12 protein-coding genes, 1 riboswitch and 1 other annotated feature are annotated in these 15,853 nt (G+C 45.7%); of the genes, 1 reads left to right on the top strand and 11 read right to left on the bottom strand.

The genetic code is table 11. From position 1 onward, the window contains the following. Positions 1-100: 100 nt before the first annotated feature. A complete protein-coding gene (locus tag ACJ28U_RS05370; RefSeq protein ID WP_407618632.1) occupies positions 101-1,594 on the bottom strand; it encodes a helix-turn-helix domain-containing protein in 1,494 nt (497 codons plus the stop codon). A 188-nt stretch (positions 1,595-1,782) separates the two neighbouring features. Between ACJ28U_RS05370 and ACJ28U_RS05365 the strand changes: the two genes are divergently transcribed. Further along, positions 1,783-3,402 carry an L-lactate permease gene (locus ACJ28U_RS05365; RefSeq protein ID WP_407618631.1) on the top strand — a complete coding sequence of 540 codons (1,620 nt, stop codon included), beginning with the start codon at positions 1,783-1,785 and terminating at the stop codon, positions 3,400-3,402. A 217-nt stretch (positions 3,403-3,619) separates the two neighbouring features. On the opposite strand, the gene ACJ28U_RS05360 is transcribed toward ACJ28U_RS05365, so the two are convergent. The 10 genes from ACJ28U_RS05360 to ACJ28U_RS05315 form a co-directional block, all read right to left on the bottom strand. Then, positions 3,620-4,573 (bottom strand): aldo/keto reductase family oxidoreductase, encoded by a 954-nt coding sequence (locus tag ACJ28U_RS05360; protein ID WP_010375201.1) that lies wholly within the window; start codon positions 4,571-4,573, stop codon positions 3,620-3,622. Between the two features lie 84 nt (positions 4,574-4,657). After that, positions 4,658-5,248 carry a xanthine phosphoribosyltransferase gene (locus tag ACJ28U_RS05355; RefSeq protein WP_407618630.1) on the bottom strand — a complete coding sequence of 197 codons (591 nt, stop codon included), beginning with the start codon at positions 5,246-5,248 and terminating at the stop codon, positions 4,658-4,660. Continuing rightward, positions 5,245-6,567 (bottom strand): nucleobase:cation symporter-2 family protein, encoded by a 1,323-nt coding sequence (locus tag ACJ28U_RS05350; protein ID WP_043708105.1) that lies wholly within the window; start codon positions 6,565-6,567, stop codon positions 5,245-5,247. The genes ACJ28U_RS05355 and ACJ28U_RS05350 overlap by 4 nt, the downstream gene beginning before the upstream one ends. Before the next feature lie 108 nt (positions 6,568-6,675). After that, positions 6,676-6,774: riboswitch (purine riboswitch) on the bottom strand. A 73-nt stretch (positions 6,775-6,847) separates the two neighbouring features. After that, the gene (locus tag ACJ28U_RS05345; protein ID WP_407618629.1) at positions 6,848-7,921 is read right to left on the bottom strand and encodes a GDSL-type esterase/lipase family protein; all 1,074 of its coding nucleotides are present in this window, start codon (positions 7,919-7,921) and stop codon (positions 6,848-6,850) included. A gap of 184 nt (positions 7,922-8,105) precedes the next feature. Then, positions 8,106-9,446, bottom strand: coding sequence for a dihydrolipoyl dehydrogenase family protein (locus tag ACJ28U_RS05340; RefSeq protein ID WP_407618628.1), 1,341 nt, complete (start codon positions 9,444-9,446; stop codon positions 8,106-8,108). 64 nt (positions 9,447-9,510) lie between these two features. Further along, complete coding sequence (locus tag ACJ28U_RS05335; protein ID WP_099088618.1) at positions 9,511-10,011, bottom strand: GAF domain-containing protein; 501 nt, start codon at positions 10,009-10,011, stop codon at positions 9,511-9,513. A 100-nt stretch (positions 10,012-10,111) separates the two neighbouring features. Continuing rightward, positions 10,112-10,351 (bottom strand) — a binding site (T-box leader). A gap of 78 nt (positions 10,352-10,429) precedes the next feature. Beyond that, complete coding sequence (locus ACJ28U_RS05330; protein ID WP_407618627.1) at positions 10,430-10,768, bottom strand: thioredoxin family protein; 339 nt, start codon at positions 10,766-10,768, stop codon at positions 10,430-10,432. 241 nt (positions 10,769-11,009) lie between these two features. Then, on the bottom strand, positions 11,010-12,266 hold the full coding sequence (locus ACJ28U_RS05325; protein WP_407618626.1) for a hypothetical protein: 1,257 nt from the start codon (positions 12,264-12,266) through the stop codon (positions 11,010-11,012). 16 nt (positions 12,267-12,282) lie between these two features. Next, entirely contained in the window at positions 12,283-14,073 is a 1,791-nt protein-coding gene (locus ACJ28U_RS05320; RefSeq protein WP_407618625.1) for an ABC transporter ATP-binding protein, read from the bottom strand. Then, a complete protein-coding gene (locus ACJ28U_RS05315; protein WP_407618624.1) occupies positions 14,066-15,823 on the bottom strand; it encodes an ABC transporter ATP-binding protein in 1,758 nt (585 codons plus the stop codon). The genes ACJ28U_RS05320 and ACJ28U_RS05315 overlap by 8 nt, the downstream gene beginning before the upstream one ends. Between the last annotated feature and the right edge of the window lie 30 nt (positions 15,824-15,853).

Below are 15,853 nucleotides of genomic sequence, written 5' to 3'. Positions count from 1 at the left end.
ACTTTAATTGTACACCCACCATCTTCCCATAAACGAAAAACTAGCTTTTCTGACCAAATAAAAAGCGAAACTAACACGGTGTTGTGTTGTTTCGCTACTATTATTGATGTTTATTATTATCTCGCCAAGCATTGAACTTCTTCATCTTAACGCGATTAATTTCCTGTAAGAGCTCTGTCATTTGCCCTGGCGTACCAATCCCCCGCCAAATGAGTGCCGTATAGGGTTCATCCTTAGGCTGAGGAGCGTCCGTTACCAAAATATCTGTATATTCAGATAGAACATGGTTAATTTGAATTTTATAGCCTGGCAAACCATTCAGCGACATTGCCATCACTTCTTCGATGCCGTGATGGCCGCCAAAGTCAATCGTGATGTTAACTGCTGGAATTGCTCGATAAAAATTAGGATAACCCATCACTGTCGCAATCAAATCTGGCAACATAAAGTTATCCAAATCACGTGCCGGCACCCCCGTAAATTCACTAAAGTGGCGCATGACATCCTTAGAGAACTCATAGGCCAACGGATATTCCGGTGCAATGTCAGCAACATTCGTCATGTACTCATAATCTTCTTCTCCCACATACGGGAAGACAAAGAACCGTAAAATTTCAGGTTCAAGCACGCGCGTGACGGACCGAATATCAACTTGATCGGCCCGCAGCATGAAGAGACAGTAATAACTTTCTTTCAAAGCCCGTTCAAAATGATGCCAGTACTGGATGACTGAATCTGTCACGTCGGTCATCATTTGCTCCGGCGGGAAAAGTCCCAACGTATGCATGGTTAGAATGATAAACCGTGCCTCACTTGCGGCCGTTTCAACCGGCAAGTCAGGTGTGTCACTCATCCGTTCCATCAGTAAATGGATGAGGCGTCGACTACGATCAGACAACTCAGCGGTCGGCTTCAAAAAGCGATTCGTAAAACCTGTCGAAACAAAGTGGCGCTGTCTAAACCGTGACCACCAAATTGCATACAGATGGCGCAGTCCCACCAATTGTGTTTCACGCAACGTGCCACACTCAGGGACAATGATTTCATTCACCACTTCGCGCGCTTGTTCCTGCACATCGAGCGGAAATGGTGAATCGCGCCGACCATTGTAATAAGTTAACATCTCGAACTTGAATAACCGAATGTGTTCTTCATTTCCGACTAATTTGTAATCTCGTGAAATCCGGATTCCTTCGCGCGCTAAATCTTCAGCGACTTGCGCACGTTCCTTGTACATCTTGGGGACCGACACATCGACGTCAAAGGCAAATTCTTCCCATGAGGTCACTTGCTCATGAAATAATTCGTGCACCATTCGCCCGCGAATCGACGTCATAAGATAGTGTAGTCCTAACGATTCCCAATCTAATACCGTTGCCGGCACACTAAAACGAACATCTGATCCGCCTTCAATCAAAATGCCGTCCGTCATACCTGTAATCATCTCAATATCAATCGCTAATTGTTGCGTTGTTGATAACACAATATAGCGTGACATATCCAGGTCTTCCATTACCTGGAGTACCGGGGCTTCCCCACGTGTTCGCATGTATCGAAATAACTTTAATTTATTCCGATCCTGCTTATCATGCATCCATTTCATCTCTCACACCATCATCTCACCTGATACTGCCACTTATCCCAGATACTATCACGAAATCAACCGATACGTCTTATCTAAAACTCGTGTAACAAATAAAAAATATAGAAACCCTCTATTTGTGAAGTTCTTCATGTAGACTACAAGAGACATCTATTTCAATTGCGAACTTTGGGGGTTCTATGCTATTTATTGCACTTCTGGCAGTTATTCTGCCACTCATTCTGTTGGCTGTGTTCAACATGCCGGCACTAAAAGGGATGGCCATCAGTGCGCTAGTCGTCACCTTAGCCGGCTGGTTCATCTGGCAAATGCCAAACAACGTGATGTTTGCCTCGATCCTACAAGGTATTCACAAAACATTTCCAATTCTTTGGATTTTATTTGGGGCCTTGATGATGCTACACGTTTTACGCCATACTGGCGCTATCACACGGATTAACGCTGGGTTCGAGTCGTTAACCGCTGATATGCGTATTTTAGCAGTCTTAATTGCCTATTTATTCGGCGGTTTAATTGAAGGCGTCTCTGGGTTTGGAACGCCTGCAATGGTCACGGCACCCTTGCTAATCGCTTTAGGGTTCACACCGATTGCGGGCGTAACCTTGGCCTTAGTCGCTGATTCAACATCAGCTGCATACGGCGCAGTTGGGACGCCACTAACCGTCGGGTTGAGTAACGTCGCCCCAGCAAATGTTGCTGACTTCATGAACAATATTGCCGGTACGATGACTACCATCGATTTGTTTGGTGGAACATTCATGCCTTTGATGTTGGTGATGCTGCTCGTCACGTTCTTCAATCGGGGCAAAAAGTCGATCAAATCGTGGCTAGAAATTACGCCCTGGGCATTATTGATCGGGGTGGTTTATAACGTTTTCGCCTGGCTTTACGCCCACACAATCGGTTATGAGTTTGTGTCAATTCTCACGCCATTAACTGTTTTGATCATTGCCGTGTTAACACTTAAGTATCGCATCTTGTTACCAACAACGGTCTTCACCAATCCTTGGAAGGGTGCGAATTTTACCGGCGACGGTGTGCAAAATGATGAAGAAACGATGCAACACGCCTCAAGTCACATGTCGTTGCTGACAGCTTGGTCGCCTTACTTGATTGTTGTTGTCCTACTCTTACTATCACGTACCGTTGGTTGGCTAAAGGATTTCATGACCAACGCCATTGATTTTAGCTGGGTTAACATCCTAGGGATTAAAGGGATTAGCTCCGACTGGCCGGTCCTTTATTCGCCTGGCTTCATTTTGACATTAGCTGCGGCTATCGCCCTCTTGGTGCAAGCCCGGACGTTGAAACCCTTTGTGCCAGCGGCCAAGTCAGTGCTAGCTTCAATGGTTGGCACTGGTGTGACGTTGATGGTGACCTTGATCATGGTGCAAGTGTTCTCGAATTCCGGCACCAACGGCATGGACTTACCGTCAATGCCAACCTATATCGCCAAAACCGTGTCACAACATATGGCCGGTGTTTGGGTATTCGTGGCACCTTTCTTAGGGGAACTCGGTGCTTTCATCACGGGAAGCGCAACCGTCTCAACCTTGACCTTCTCGCCAATTCAAGCTGACGTCGCAGCCAATGCACATCTCGCAAAGCCGATTATTTTAGCCTTGCAAGTCATTGGTGCGGCAGCTGGTAATATGATTTGTGTGCACAACATCGTTGCAGCCAGTGCCGTGGTCGGTCTGGCTGGTCAAGAAGGTGCAATCCTGCGTAAAACCGCTATTCCCGCACTGGTTTACGGTCTGCTCGTCGGAATTGCCGGCGCCATCATGTTAATGTTCTAACAACAAAAGCACCGCGTGATGCGGTGCTTTTGTGCTTTATAATCTGCTATTGGCAGAAATTACTTACCCCGCTGAATGGCGTCCGCACAATTCGGTTGCCGAGTTTTTGAACAAAGGCGCAGGATGTCAGCCGAACCTGTTGCTCGTGCGCTAGAACGACACATAAACGCAAATGAGCGTCACCGCAAAAGCAGTGACGCTCATTTTTTAACGCTGTTTATGGTAAATCATTGCCGGCTGCAAAGTAGATGTCGTACCATTCTTGGTTCGTCAACGTTACCTTGTCGCCGTCCATCATTTCGTCCAAACGGTTCACATTCATTGAACCCAAAACCACTTGCATCTTAGCTGGGTGGTGCAAAATGAAGGCCACGGCAATCGTGTTCTTCGTTACACCGTACTTATCAGCCAATTCTTGCAACTTTTGGTTCAAGACTGGGAACTTATCGTTGTCGATAAATGGTCCTTCAAAGAAACCATACTGGAATGGTGACCACGCTTGAATCGTCATGTTCTTCAAACGTGAGTAGGCCAAAATGCCACCATCGTGATCAAATGAACGCTCATCTGACATGTTCACGTGCAATTCTGAATCAACCATACCCGTGTGCATAATACCGAATTGCAATTGGTTCGCAACCAACTTTTGGTTCAAAGAAGCTTGCACCAATTCGACTTGCCATGGGTTCATGTTTGACGTTCCGAAGTGCTTAACCTTACCGGCCGCTTGCAACTCATCAAAAGCTGCCGCAACTTGTTCAGGATCCATCAACGTGTCTGGGCGGTGCAACAAGAAGACATCCAAATAGTCCGTTTGTAGACGCTTCAACTCTTCATCAACAGCTGAAATCAAGTGTGACTTTGAAAAGTCGTAACGAGGACCCTTCCAACCATCACCAGAGATTTGACCATCTTCCAAGATGATGCCACCCTTTGATTGCAAGATGATGTCTTCACGCGCAATACCGGCGTCCTTCAAAGCTTGACCAAGGACAACTGAACTTTGACCAGCTGCATAAATGTCAGCCGTATCAAAGAAGTTCACGCCCTTTTCCATTGCCTTTTCAACCAAAGCTTGTGCTTCAGCTGCAGACTTGTCCGCGATACGCATTACACCAAGGGCTACATCAGGAACCATAAGTCCTGAGCCACCCAAATTAATTTGTGCCATGTTTTCACCTCCATAGTATAGCTTCAGTCTACTCTTATTTATCCTAAAACACTATGAACAACCAATGAAATTATTATTCGAATGCTAATTGGCAACAGGTGACTCATCCGCAAAGACTACCTGACCATTTTCGAAAGCTGCAATGCGGGCCAAGGATTCAACGCGCACACCTTGTTCATCTAGCAGCGCGCGGCCCTTTTGGAAAGTCTTTTCAATAACAATACCGGCCCCAACCACCGTGGCACCTGCGTCAGACGCAATTTGGAGCATCCCCGCTACCGCTTGACCGTTCGCCAAGAAGTCATCAATCAACAACAAGCGTTCGCCCGGTTGGATAAAGCGCTTATCAACCAAAATATGGTTCGTCTCTTGCTTGGTAAATGAGTAGACATCGGCTACGTAGTGGTCACCTGAAAGCGTCAATGATTGCTTCTTACGGGCAAATACCATTGGCACATTTAAGGCCAACGCTGCAAAAACAGCCGGCGCAATGCCAGATGATTCAACTGTCAGGACTTTATCGATTTTTTCTGTTGCAAATAGCCGGGCGAATTCATCCCCCATAGCTTGCATAAGCGCTGGATCCACTTGATGATTTAAAAAATTATCAACTTTCAACACTTCGGTTCCCAATACGCGACCGTCTGCCTGAATACGTTCTTCTAATAACTTCATGATGCTGTGACTTCCCCTTTTTCACGACCTGGTAAAACAATATTTAAGAACACTGCCAACACGGATGTAACAACAACGGCGTTCTCAATCACTAAACGAATTAATTCTGGTAATTGTTGGAAAATTTGTGGATACACGGTGACACCAATTCCCGCACCAATCGAAATGGCTGCAATCATTAAATTGCGTTCCTTGCCAAAATCAACCGTGCGCAAAATGGTCGTCCCCTGAATACCAATCGTGCCAAATAAGACAATCATGGCGCCACCCAACACAGAGGTTGGGATAATCGTCGCCAGTGCGCCAAACTTAGGTAGCAAACCAATTAAAATCAAAATAACCGCGGCGTAGTAGATAGGCTGTTTTGTCTTAACACCTGATAAGCGCACTACACCAACATTTTGTGAAAACGTTGAGTACGGAAAGGTGTTAAACAAACCAGATAGCACCACGGCTAACCCTTCAGCGCGATATCCCTTCGCCATATCTTGATTGGTCAACTTGCGCCCTGTTAAATCAGCTAATGCGAAGTACACCCCGGTTGACTCAATCATTGAGGTCAACGCAATGATAATCATCGTGACAATCGCTGAAGAATGGAACGTTGGCACACCCAAGAAAAAAGGCGTTGGTAAATGGAACCATGACGCTGCCGCTACAGGAGCTAGCGATACTTTACCCAAAATTGCCGCAAAAGCGGTTCCCAGCACAATCCCCAATAAAATTGAAATAGCCTTGGTAAAGCCTTTTGCTAACAAACTAACAAGGACAATGATTGCAATTGTAAACGTACCAATTGCCAGGTTCGCTGGACTACCGAATGATTTGGCAGCGACATCCCCGCCACCTAGGTTTTGAATGCCAACTGGAATCAACGCAAACCCAATCACTGTAATCAAAGATCCTGTGACAACTGGCGGAAAAAATTCACGCAATCGCGCAAATAGGCCCGCAATCAAAAATACGAAGACACCCGCTGAAATAGTCGCACCGTACATCGCACCGATACCCAGTGTGCCACCAATATTAATCAAGGGCGACACCGACTGAATCGCTGAACCTAACACAACCGGCATCGCAATACCCGTTAAGCGTGTGCTCTTTAGTTGAAGCAATGTGCCAATTCCTGTCATAAAGATATCCGCTGAAATTAAGTACGCCATTTGCTGTGGTGTAAAATGCAACGCAGCTCCAATTAGTAATGGGACCAAAATGCCGCCGGAATACATAGCCAGCACGTGTTGCAGGCCCAGCACTAATGCTTGTAGTTTATTAGTCTTCACGACCGGTTCGGCTTTAACACCTGCGACAGCTTCCATAATAAATAACCCCTCCATGTGTGTCGCAACCACTACCCCCAACAGGTTAACTAACGAAAAAAGCACCCACTCTCACGCTTAAAAAGCATGCAGAATGGGTGCACGAATATCGTTTAAAACACTATCAGTAGTCTGTCTCTCGGGAAACAGGTAGGAACTCGCTGGCCATTCTCCAGCAATTATACCGATAGTGATTACGTCATATTTAATTGTTACTTACTATAGCAAACTTGCCAGAAAATGCAAACATTATTTTCAACAGAATTAAAATCGTTCGTCATTATTTGATTGGCAAACCAGCCGTGGCTGCTTGCCGAATCCCATTTTTATAGGTATACACCTTATAATTAACCGTCTTTTTCCCAGTATATGGTCGTCCGTCTTTAATCCAACGCCAGCCAACCTTGCGCCCCGCCTCGTCCTTCACCATGACATAAGCATCCTTAACAAGGCCACGTGAAGCAAAGATATTCGTCAATTGGTTTGACCCGTTACTGGTTGTTGAAATCGCGTATACTTTGTGATTAATTAGAATATTTCCTTGCGCAGGCGCGCCATTTTTAGCTAAATAATATGTTTTGCCGTCCCGCTTTAACCACCGCCTTTTTAAGGCAACGCCATCGTCAAAATAGCGATAGCCCGCGACCGTTGTTTGCAACCCGTTGGCCAATTTATCAGCGATGTAATAGCGCTTGTCCCGCCAGCCAGTATATGTTTTAGCCGTGTACCCGTCCCCCGTAATTTGCTTGGCAACGGCCTCACCGATTTTATAATACGCGGCCTGAGTTGGATGCGTCGTATGATCACCTAACTCTTTATGGTAGTTAAAATTATTAACCACGCGGGCATTAATCGGCTTAACGCCTAACCGTTGATACGCCAACAACAATGCTTGTTTCTCTTGTAAATAACTATAGCCGCCTAGGCGAATCGTGTTGAGCGTATCCCCGTCTTCCCATGTCCCCTGTGGCATCAACGCATAAAATTTCGCCTTTGGCGCTAAAGCCTTTAATTGGCGCACGTTATTCTGCAACGTCCCAATTACAACCGGTAATGCATTATCACTGTGCAAATAATCGTTGATACCTAACCCTATCAACACAAGATTGGCTTTTTTAAACGCCTTGTCCTTGCTAATTAGTTGCGTCGTTGCTGAAAAATCACGTTGATACGTCGAATGTCCTGAAATCATCGCGCCCGAAACCGAATATTCATTGTGCGCCGTCACATGTAACTTATCCGCTGCTACCAACGGATACGGCGCCGTTACAATTTTATGGCCGTCCCAACCAACCGCAGTGGAATCACCAATCGCCCATAACGTATCTGCTGATGCTGTCATCGGTACAGACATTACTCCCACCAGACTCACCAACAGACACAGCATCCCTTTTCTCATTAATCTGAACCCCATCCGTTATCCTGTTACTTACAGATTATCATGATTAATCTATTTTTGTTCTCTAAATTTGTCACATATTCGAAACAAAAAAGAGGCCGGGACAGTATTCACTGTCTCAGCCTCAAAAAAGTAAGTTTTAGAAGAAGTATTCTAAGTCTGACGCCGGCGTTGGGTAGGCATACAAACGATCACGAATCGCTTGGTAACCGTCCTTGTTATTAATCGCTTCAGTGAAGTAATTAATCAACTCATCGGCATGCGCACTCAAAACTGTGGCACCAACCAACTTCTTATTTGCGTCTAAGACAACCTTGGCCCGAGCAGCTGGCTCACCAGTACGGTAATACGTAAACCAATTCGTCATATCGATGTCACGAACTGAATAACCATCCGCCTCAGCGTATTGCGTTGGTACCCCAACAGCAGCCAACTTAGGCGTGCCGTACACAACAACCGGTACAGCCGGATACGTAATTGGCTCGTCATGGCCCAAAATCACTGAAGCTGCGTAACGCGCTTCATAGTAACCTACCGTTGTAATCCGTGGTCGGCTCGTGTTGGCAACGTCACCTGCCGCGTAAATGTGTGGGTTTGACGTCCGCAAGAATTCATCCACGTTAATCCCATGAATATCATCTTCAACCCCAGCGTTCTCCAGGGCCAACGTGTCATTGTTACCCACGCGACCTACTGCGCGCAAAACCAATTTTGTTGGCAACGTACTACCAAAACTCAATGTGGCATTCAAACCGTCATCAGTCTTGGTAACCTCCGTCACTTCTGTATTGAAGTACACCCGAATACCACGATCATCTAATTGATCGAGTAACGTATCAACGAAAGCTTCATCGAAACCAGTCAATAACTCACTACCACGCACAACCAAGTGCACTTGTGCCCCAGCGGCCGCCGCAATTGACGCAAATTCAACCGCAATATAACCACCACCGATAATGACAACGTCTTCTGGCATTGCAGGCAAACTCAAGAACGTCTCTGAATCAATCGTTAGCTCAGCGCCAGGAATATCCAATTCAGCTGGACGTTGCCCAACCGTCAAAATCCAATCCGTTGCTTGCACTTCAACGTCTTCATCTCCATGCACAACAACTGTATCTGAATTGATGAAGTGAGCTGCCCCATAAACGTGCGCAATTCCATTTGCATCCAATGAGTGCACCGTCTTTTCAGGAATTGCTTCCGTAAAGCGCATTTTACGGCCCATCAATGATTCCCAGTTAATCGCCACTTGACCATCGACACCGTCACCGCTCAGAAACTCAACGTGTTCTTTTGCTTCAACCGCAGCCAAAAGGATTTTTTTAGGGTCGCAACCATAGTTTGGGCAAGTGCCACCCCAGAGGTACTTTTCAATCAAGACAACTGTCTTACCAGCGGCAACAATATCTTCCGCGGCAGCAAGTCCTGCTGGTCCAGCACCAATGATGGCAACGTCATAATGCAATGTTTCAGCCATTTCTTTCTCCTACGTTTTTTAATTTTGTAGTTCTATCATACCAGTCTTGTCTAGCAAGTTCGGCTTAGATGTATTGCAACAAAACCTTAGTAAAGTGCTCGATTTCAGCTTGTTCCTTAATACCAAAACGGTTAAAGGCCGTTGAGTCGATATCCAAGACACCCAAACGCTTACCTGAAGCTGTCGTCAACGGCACAACAATTTCAGCATTTGAAGCAGGATCGCAAGCGATGTGACCGTCAAAGACGTGCACATCAGCGACACGAATCGTCTCTTGCTTGCTAAAGGCATCGCCAACCACACCTGAACCAGGCTTAATGCGCACAACCGCAGCCTTTCCAACGAAAGGTCCCAAAATTAATTCGTCAATCTTCTCATCGTACAAGTAAAAGCCGGCCCAGTTAACTTGCTTCAAGTTTTCTTGCAAAATAGCCGCTGCATTTGCCAAGTTGGCCAACGGGAACTTTTCTGATTCTTCACCCTTAATCCATTCAATCAACAATTGTGAAATCAAAGGTGTCTTTACCAAGGTATCTGCTTCTGCACGTGTAATCTCAATAGCCATAATGTATATCCTCACTTTAATCAAATAATCTATCTTCTTAACAACCCATAAATTCGCGGATAAAAAGAAAAAGTCGTCCCTAGCCAGACTAAAATGTCTGACTAGGGACGACTTCATCGTGTTACCACCCTAATTTATGTATTTGTCACCAAATACACCTCTACAGTTCGCCGCACTCAAGCGGATAAACCAGGGAAGATAACGGTTCCTGCCGTGGCAACAGCTTGCACCATCACCATTTCTCCGAGCTCATCTTCATGTCTTAAACAGAACGACTTCTCATCAACCAGCCGCTTTCTGAATCAGTTCGTAACACTACTCTTCTCATCAACGAATTTATGTCTTAACTTGATGAACTGTATATTACACGTCCAAAATTAGAATGTCAACACTTATATGAGAAAACATTCATCTAATTTTAAGCAATATTTTTAGTTACCCACGCCAAAACATCATTTGGATTCAATCGCTCACCGTTACCAATGTGCGCTACTTGTTCGCCACCTTCGAACAAGACAAAGGCTGGAATCCCCATTAAGCCTTGTTCTTGGGCAATTGCCAAATTGGCATCACGATCAGCATCGAACCAGCTAGCCCCCGCATTTTCAACGGCTTCTTTAATATCTTTGATAAATGGCTTAATTGCTTTACAATCACCGCACCAATCGGCTTGTAAAAACATCACGTGCTTGCCTGGTCGGGCAAGCAAGTCCTTAATTTCATCATCAGTATGATTTACTGGCTTATAAAATTCCATATTATTGCTCCCTTAAAACACTTTCCCTCTCCCTAACACCCTATCGTTTTATCATGCACTCGTCAACAGACGAAAAAAGCGCCTGGAAACGGGAAGGTCAGGGCGCTTTTTACTAACCGCGGTTTTCACGCCATTAGCAGAGGCTAGTCAAACCTCTTCAGGGTTGATAATACGCCGTAAAAACAACCTGGTCAACAGTTTTATTAATATTAAATTAGTATAATTAGAAAACGGATAGTTATCACTTGATTGTAGCTGTTCGTTGCATCATCTTAAAGGAATAGCCAATCAGAATAACCCCCAGCCCCACAACACCGTACCATGCCATCGTAGTTGAGAAGATATTCGCAATTCCTAAGAAAACAACTTGCCCCAATGGCACACCAATCATTTCAAACGTTCCCAACAATCCAGCGACAGTTGTTAAGTGTTCTTCCGGTACAATGCGTGTGACCAAGGCGCCGTACTTGGGATTTAATTTTCCCATCGTGAAACCCATCAGAAAATTAATCACAATTAGCAGCCCAAACCGGGGTAGGAACAATACCACCAGTGCATTAATCACCATCATCATTACTACCATATTCACCAGACTTGGTAATTTGATTTTATGCAAATAGCCATTAAACAAGGACGATCCTGCAATGATACCGACACCGATGCCCGCATCGATAAGTGCCAACGTTGTCCCGTAACCCCCATGCCACATTTGCTTATTGGCCAGTACCGACAGTTGCAATAACCCTTGAGCGGCATTTCCCAGTAAATTAACCAAGCCCGCCATACTAATGATATAAATCATCATTGCATCTTGCTTCACCACCGCAAAGCCAGCCACCAGCATCGCGCTTAGGTGTGTATCAGCCGGTTTAACGAGATTGGAAAACTGTCGATCCGTGACTAACAATTGCCGGCGCCCAATAAAAAGATTCACCCATGATAATAGAAAGAAGCCACCGTTCAATAACGCAAAAATGGTGAAATTATGATGCACGAGCGCCAGCAAACTAACACCAATCACACCACCAACCATCGCTAGTGTATTGTTAATCGCCATCATATACCCGTTCGCAGCTTCCAAGTGTTCATCCACCACAAGATGCTTGATTAACGGCTGCAAAACCAACCCAGCCACGTTACTAATCACATCACTCAACACCAAAAACGGCAAAATGATTAACAGTGGCAACCAACCTGGCGTGGTCGTCGCAAAGACTACCGCAATAACCATATAGCCGGCAATTTCAATGAGACGGGTGGTTAAAATCCACTGGATACGTTTCGTCACCCGACCAGCGACGGCCCCGAAGAAAAATTGCAACATACTAGGCAATGCCAGCACCACACTAATGACCGAAACCGCTAATTTAGCATGCGGTAATTCCGCCGCATATACCAAAAACGCATAGTTGAACAAGGTTGCACCGAACGCTTGAAATGCTCGGCTAACCGCAATCGTGCGAAACTGTTGATTCTTTAAAAATAACGCTTGAAACATAACGCCTACCCCCTAATTAATCCGACGCCTCACCCATCTGCATACGGTATAAATCAGCGTAGCGACCATGCTGAGCCAGTAAACTCTCATGCGACCCGCGTTCGACAATTTCCCCCTGATCAAGCACCAAAATTAAATCGGCATCTTTGATGGTTGATAGCCGGTGGGCAATTGCAATCGTCGTCCGTGCTTGTCGCATCTTCGCCAAGGAACGTTGAATAATCGTCTCGGTTTCGGTATCAACGTTAGCCGTGGCTTCATCAAGCACCAAGATTTTGGGATCACGCACAATTGTCCGTGCAAATGACAGTAGCTGCCGTTGACCAGTTGAAAATGCTGCGCCTCGTTCAACAACCGGTTCATGGTAGCCCTGTGGCAAACTCTGAATAAATTCATCCGCATGCACAAATTGTGCTGCCGCCTCGATTTGGTCATCTGTAATTTGCGAATTATACAACCGAATGTTGAAGGCGATATCACCATAAAATAGAAATGGCTCTTGCAAAACTAGGCCAACTTGGCGTCTGAAATCAGTCATATCCAATTGCCGAATACTTTGATCATCAATCAAAATATCACCTGATTGAAATTCATAAAAACGCATCATGGCATTAATCGTTGAAGACTTACCAGAACCGGTGTGGCCAACCAACGCCACTGTTTGCCCAGGTTCGGCCACAAAACTAATATGCTTTAAGACATCATGCTCACCATCATACGAAAAACTGACATCCCGAAACTCAATTTTTCCTGCCGTAATGCGGCCGTTCGCCGGCGCTTGCTGCGTTGGTTCCAACGTATCGTCAGCTAAAATCGACAACACGCGACTACCTGCAACCACCCCATCTTGAAATGATGATAACGAATCCATTGCCGAGTCAATTGGGTTATAAAACGCCGCCACATATGACAAAAACGCATACACCGTACCAGCCGCAATGGTCGCTGACTGACTCGTCCAACTGAACGTCAGCATCACTGCAATAATGGCGCCACCATACAATAAATCCACCATCGGCGACAGCAATAATGAATTTGTTTTCACCATCCGCACACGGGCCTGGTAATAATCATTATTCGTCTGTGCAAACTCACCCGCTAACCGACTTTCTTGGCGAAATTGCTGAATCACTGACATCCCCGTAATCGCTTCTGCCAATTGGGCGTTCAATTGCGACAACTTTTCCCGCATATGCCGATACACTTTCGTCGCCACGACTTGATACAACCAAATACTACCAAGTAGCAAAGGCACAAATAACAGCGTCACTAGCATCACATGCACATCCGTCAGCCACATGGCGATAAACGCGGACACGATAGCAAACACACCCGTCGTTAACGTCAAAAACAACTCCCAAAAGTCTGTAAACGAACTGGTGTCATTCGTTACACGCGACACTAACGAGCCCGCTGGTGTCTGATCAAAGTAGCGCATTCCCAATGTATGTAGTTTTCGATACAGCTTCATTCGCACATCTTCCACCATAAATTCAGCTGCCGACATAAACCAATAATCACTGAAGAATTGCGCCACCGCTTTAACCAAGGTGATTGTAAAATACAATAATGCGAAAACAATTAACAACCGCCATGTAGGTGACATGCGATGCAGATGCTGGTTCATGAATGTCTGCAGTAAGCGTGGTAGCAACACATTCACAACTGAAATGGCAGCGGCCAGTATCAAAGCCCCGTAAAAATATTTGGCATACGGTTTCATAAAGCGAAATAGTGCCCAAACTGTTTGAAATTGTGTCGCCGCGGTCATCTTACCAGACCACGCGGACGTATTCTGTTTAGCCATGGGTTGTCACCTCCTGATCAAGTTTTTCCGATAACTGTTGTGATGCAAACATCCGGGCATACCAACCGTCTTGCTGGATTAAGTCACTATGTGTGCCACGCGCTTCTACCCGACCATGTTCAAACACCAGCGTTTCAGCCGCCTGAACGACTGCACTCAGCCGGTGCGTGGCAATAATCGTCGTCTTACCTTGGCGTTGATTATGGAGCATCGTTAAAATTTGTTGCTCCGTTTTCGCATCAACTGCTGATAATGCATCATCCAAAATCAAAATATCTGGGTTGATAATCAAGGCTCGGGCAATCGCTAGCCGTTGGCGCTGACCACCTGACAATGAAATCCCTTGTTCGCCGACTTGTGTATCATAACCGTCCGGTAAATTCATAATGTCATCATGCAAGGCCGCCCAGCGAGCGGCTTCCTGTACCCGCTCCAATGAAATGCTTGGATCTGCAAACCGGATATTTTCTAGCACTGAGGTTGAAAACAAGAAATTATCTTGCGGCACATAACCAAGCGCTGGTAGATAAGTATCTTTGTCATAGTCACGGATATCAATTTGATTGATTTTGATACTACCTGCATACTGATCAAACTCACGTAGCAACAACTGAATCAACGTACTTTTGCCTGAGCCAACTGGACCGACAAGTCCCAAAGTATTACCTGCCTGAACAGTCGCGTGCACGTTCTGCAACGCCGCTTCAGTGGCATCTGGGTATTGAAACGTCGTTAAATCAATCTGTAAGTCACCACGCGGCACTTGCTTTAGCCCTTTTTTATCCAGTGTTGCTGGCTGTTCAGCCAATAACGTCGTAATCCGTTCGTAGGCTGCATTACCGCGTTGCAAGTTATTAAAGAAAAAGCCCAACCCTAAAAAGGGCCAAACTAGCGCCGACAAATAAGTAACAAAAGTAATCAAACTACCAATCGACAGCGAGCCCGTCTGCACAAGGTACCCACCATAAATGATTGTCCCAACAAACGAAATGCCCGTTAAAATCGTAATGGCGGGATTAAACAAGGAATCTAACCGCTCAGCATGGCGGGTTGCCCGAATGGAATCATTAATTTTTGTTTGAAAGTCGGCAGTATCTTCGGCGGCTTCACCAACGGTCTTTAATACTTTAATGCCCATCAACGACTCTTGCGTCTTATTATTCAGCTGCGAAAACATATCCTGCACTGCTGAAAAGGCGGCAGAGATCGAGCCACCCAATAGTTGCGCCACCAACGTAATCCCAAGCAGTGGTACCACTGCCATAATGGTCAGGAGTGGATTCACCACCACAGCCATCGCTGCAACGACTGATACACCGGTAATCAACGCATCGAATAATTGCAACACGCCATTGCCGGCAACACGTTGCAGTTGATTGATATCATTGGTTGCGTGGGCCAGTAGGTCCCCCGTTCGGTGCTTCTGAAAGAAGGGCTTATCCATCTCCAAATAGTGGTTCAATAAACGCAACCGCATCAAGCGCTCCAAACGAGCCGAGGTCCCCCAAATAAAATATGACCAACCAAACCGCAAGAGATATTGACCAACTGTCGCAATTGCAATCCAGATAATAATTGGGCCGAGCGCAGCACCAGTTAGTGCCCGCTCACTAATTAAATTCGCAAAGCGCCCAATCATAATCGGCGGTATCAAACCAAGCATTGCCACCCCCAGCAATGCTAGAATGCCCAACAAATATGATCGCCATTCCAAGCGAATAAACCATTTCAACCGAAAAAATAATCTCATCGTCCCCTCCTCGTCTTATTTTTCTGAAGA

It is taken from the genome of Weissella sp. MSCH1, from assembly GCF_045799135.1.
GTDB lineage: Bacteria > Bacillota > Bacilli > Lactobacillales > Lactobacillaceae > Weissella.
This window is presented reverse-complemented; position numbering and strand designations above follow the sequence as displayed.

Bases quoted from the DNA above. Each gene is read 5' to 3' on its own strand.
- ACJ28U_RS05330 (WP_407618627.1), bottom strand. From the start codon at position 10,768: ATGGAATTTTATAAGCCAGTAAATCATACTGATGATGAAATTAAGGAC.
- ACJ28U_RS05355 (WP_407618630.1), bottom strand. From the start codon at position 5,248: ATGAAGTTATTAGAAGAACGTATTCAGGCAGACGGTCGCGTATTGGGA.
- ACJ28U_RS05350 (WP_043708105.1), bottom strand. From the start codon at position 6,567: ATGGAAGCTGTCGCAGGTGTTAAAGCCGAACCGGTCGTGAAGACTAAT.
- ACJ28U_RS05370 (WP_407618632.1), bottom strand. From the start codon at position 1,594: ATGCATGATAAGCAGGATCGGAATAAATTAAAGTTATTTCGATACATG.
- ACJ28U_RS05325 (WP_407618626.1), bottom strand. From the start codon at position 12,266: ATGTTTCAAGCGTTATTTTTAAAGAATCAACAGTTTCGCACGATTGCG.
- ACJ28U_RS05345 (WP_407618629.1), bottom strand. From the start codon at position 7,921: ATGTCTGTACCGATGACAGCATCAGCAGATACGTTATGGGCGATTGGT.
- ACJ28U_RS05315 (WP_407618624.1), bottom strand. From the start codon at position 15,823: ATGAGATTATTTTTTCGGTTGAAATGGTTTATTCGCTTGGAATGGCGA.
- ACJ28U_RS05340 (WP_407618628.1), bottom strand. From the start codon at position 9,446: ATGGCTGAAACATTGCATTATGACGTTGCCATCATTGGTGCTGGACCA.
- ACJ28U_RS05365 (WP_407618631.1), top strand. From the start codon at position 1,783: ATGCTATTTATTGCACTTCTGGCAGTTATTCTGCCACTCATTCTGTTG.
- ACJ28U_RS05320 (WP_407618625.1), bottom strand. From the start codon at position 14,073: ATGGCTAAACAGAATACGTCCGCGTGGTCTGGTAAGATGACCGCGGCG.
- ACJ28U_RS05335 (WP_099088618.1), bottom strand. From the start codon at position 10,011: ATGGCTATTGAGATTACACGTGCAGAAGCAGATACCTTGGTAAAGACA.
- ACJ28U_RS05360 (WP_010375201.1), bottom strand. From the start codon at position 4,573: ATGGCACAAATTAATTTGGGTGGCTCAGGACTTATGGTTCCTGATGTA.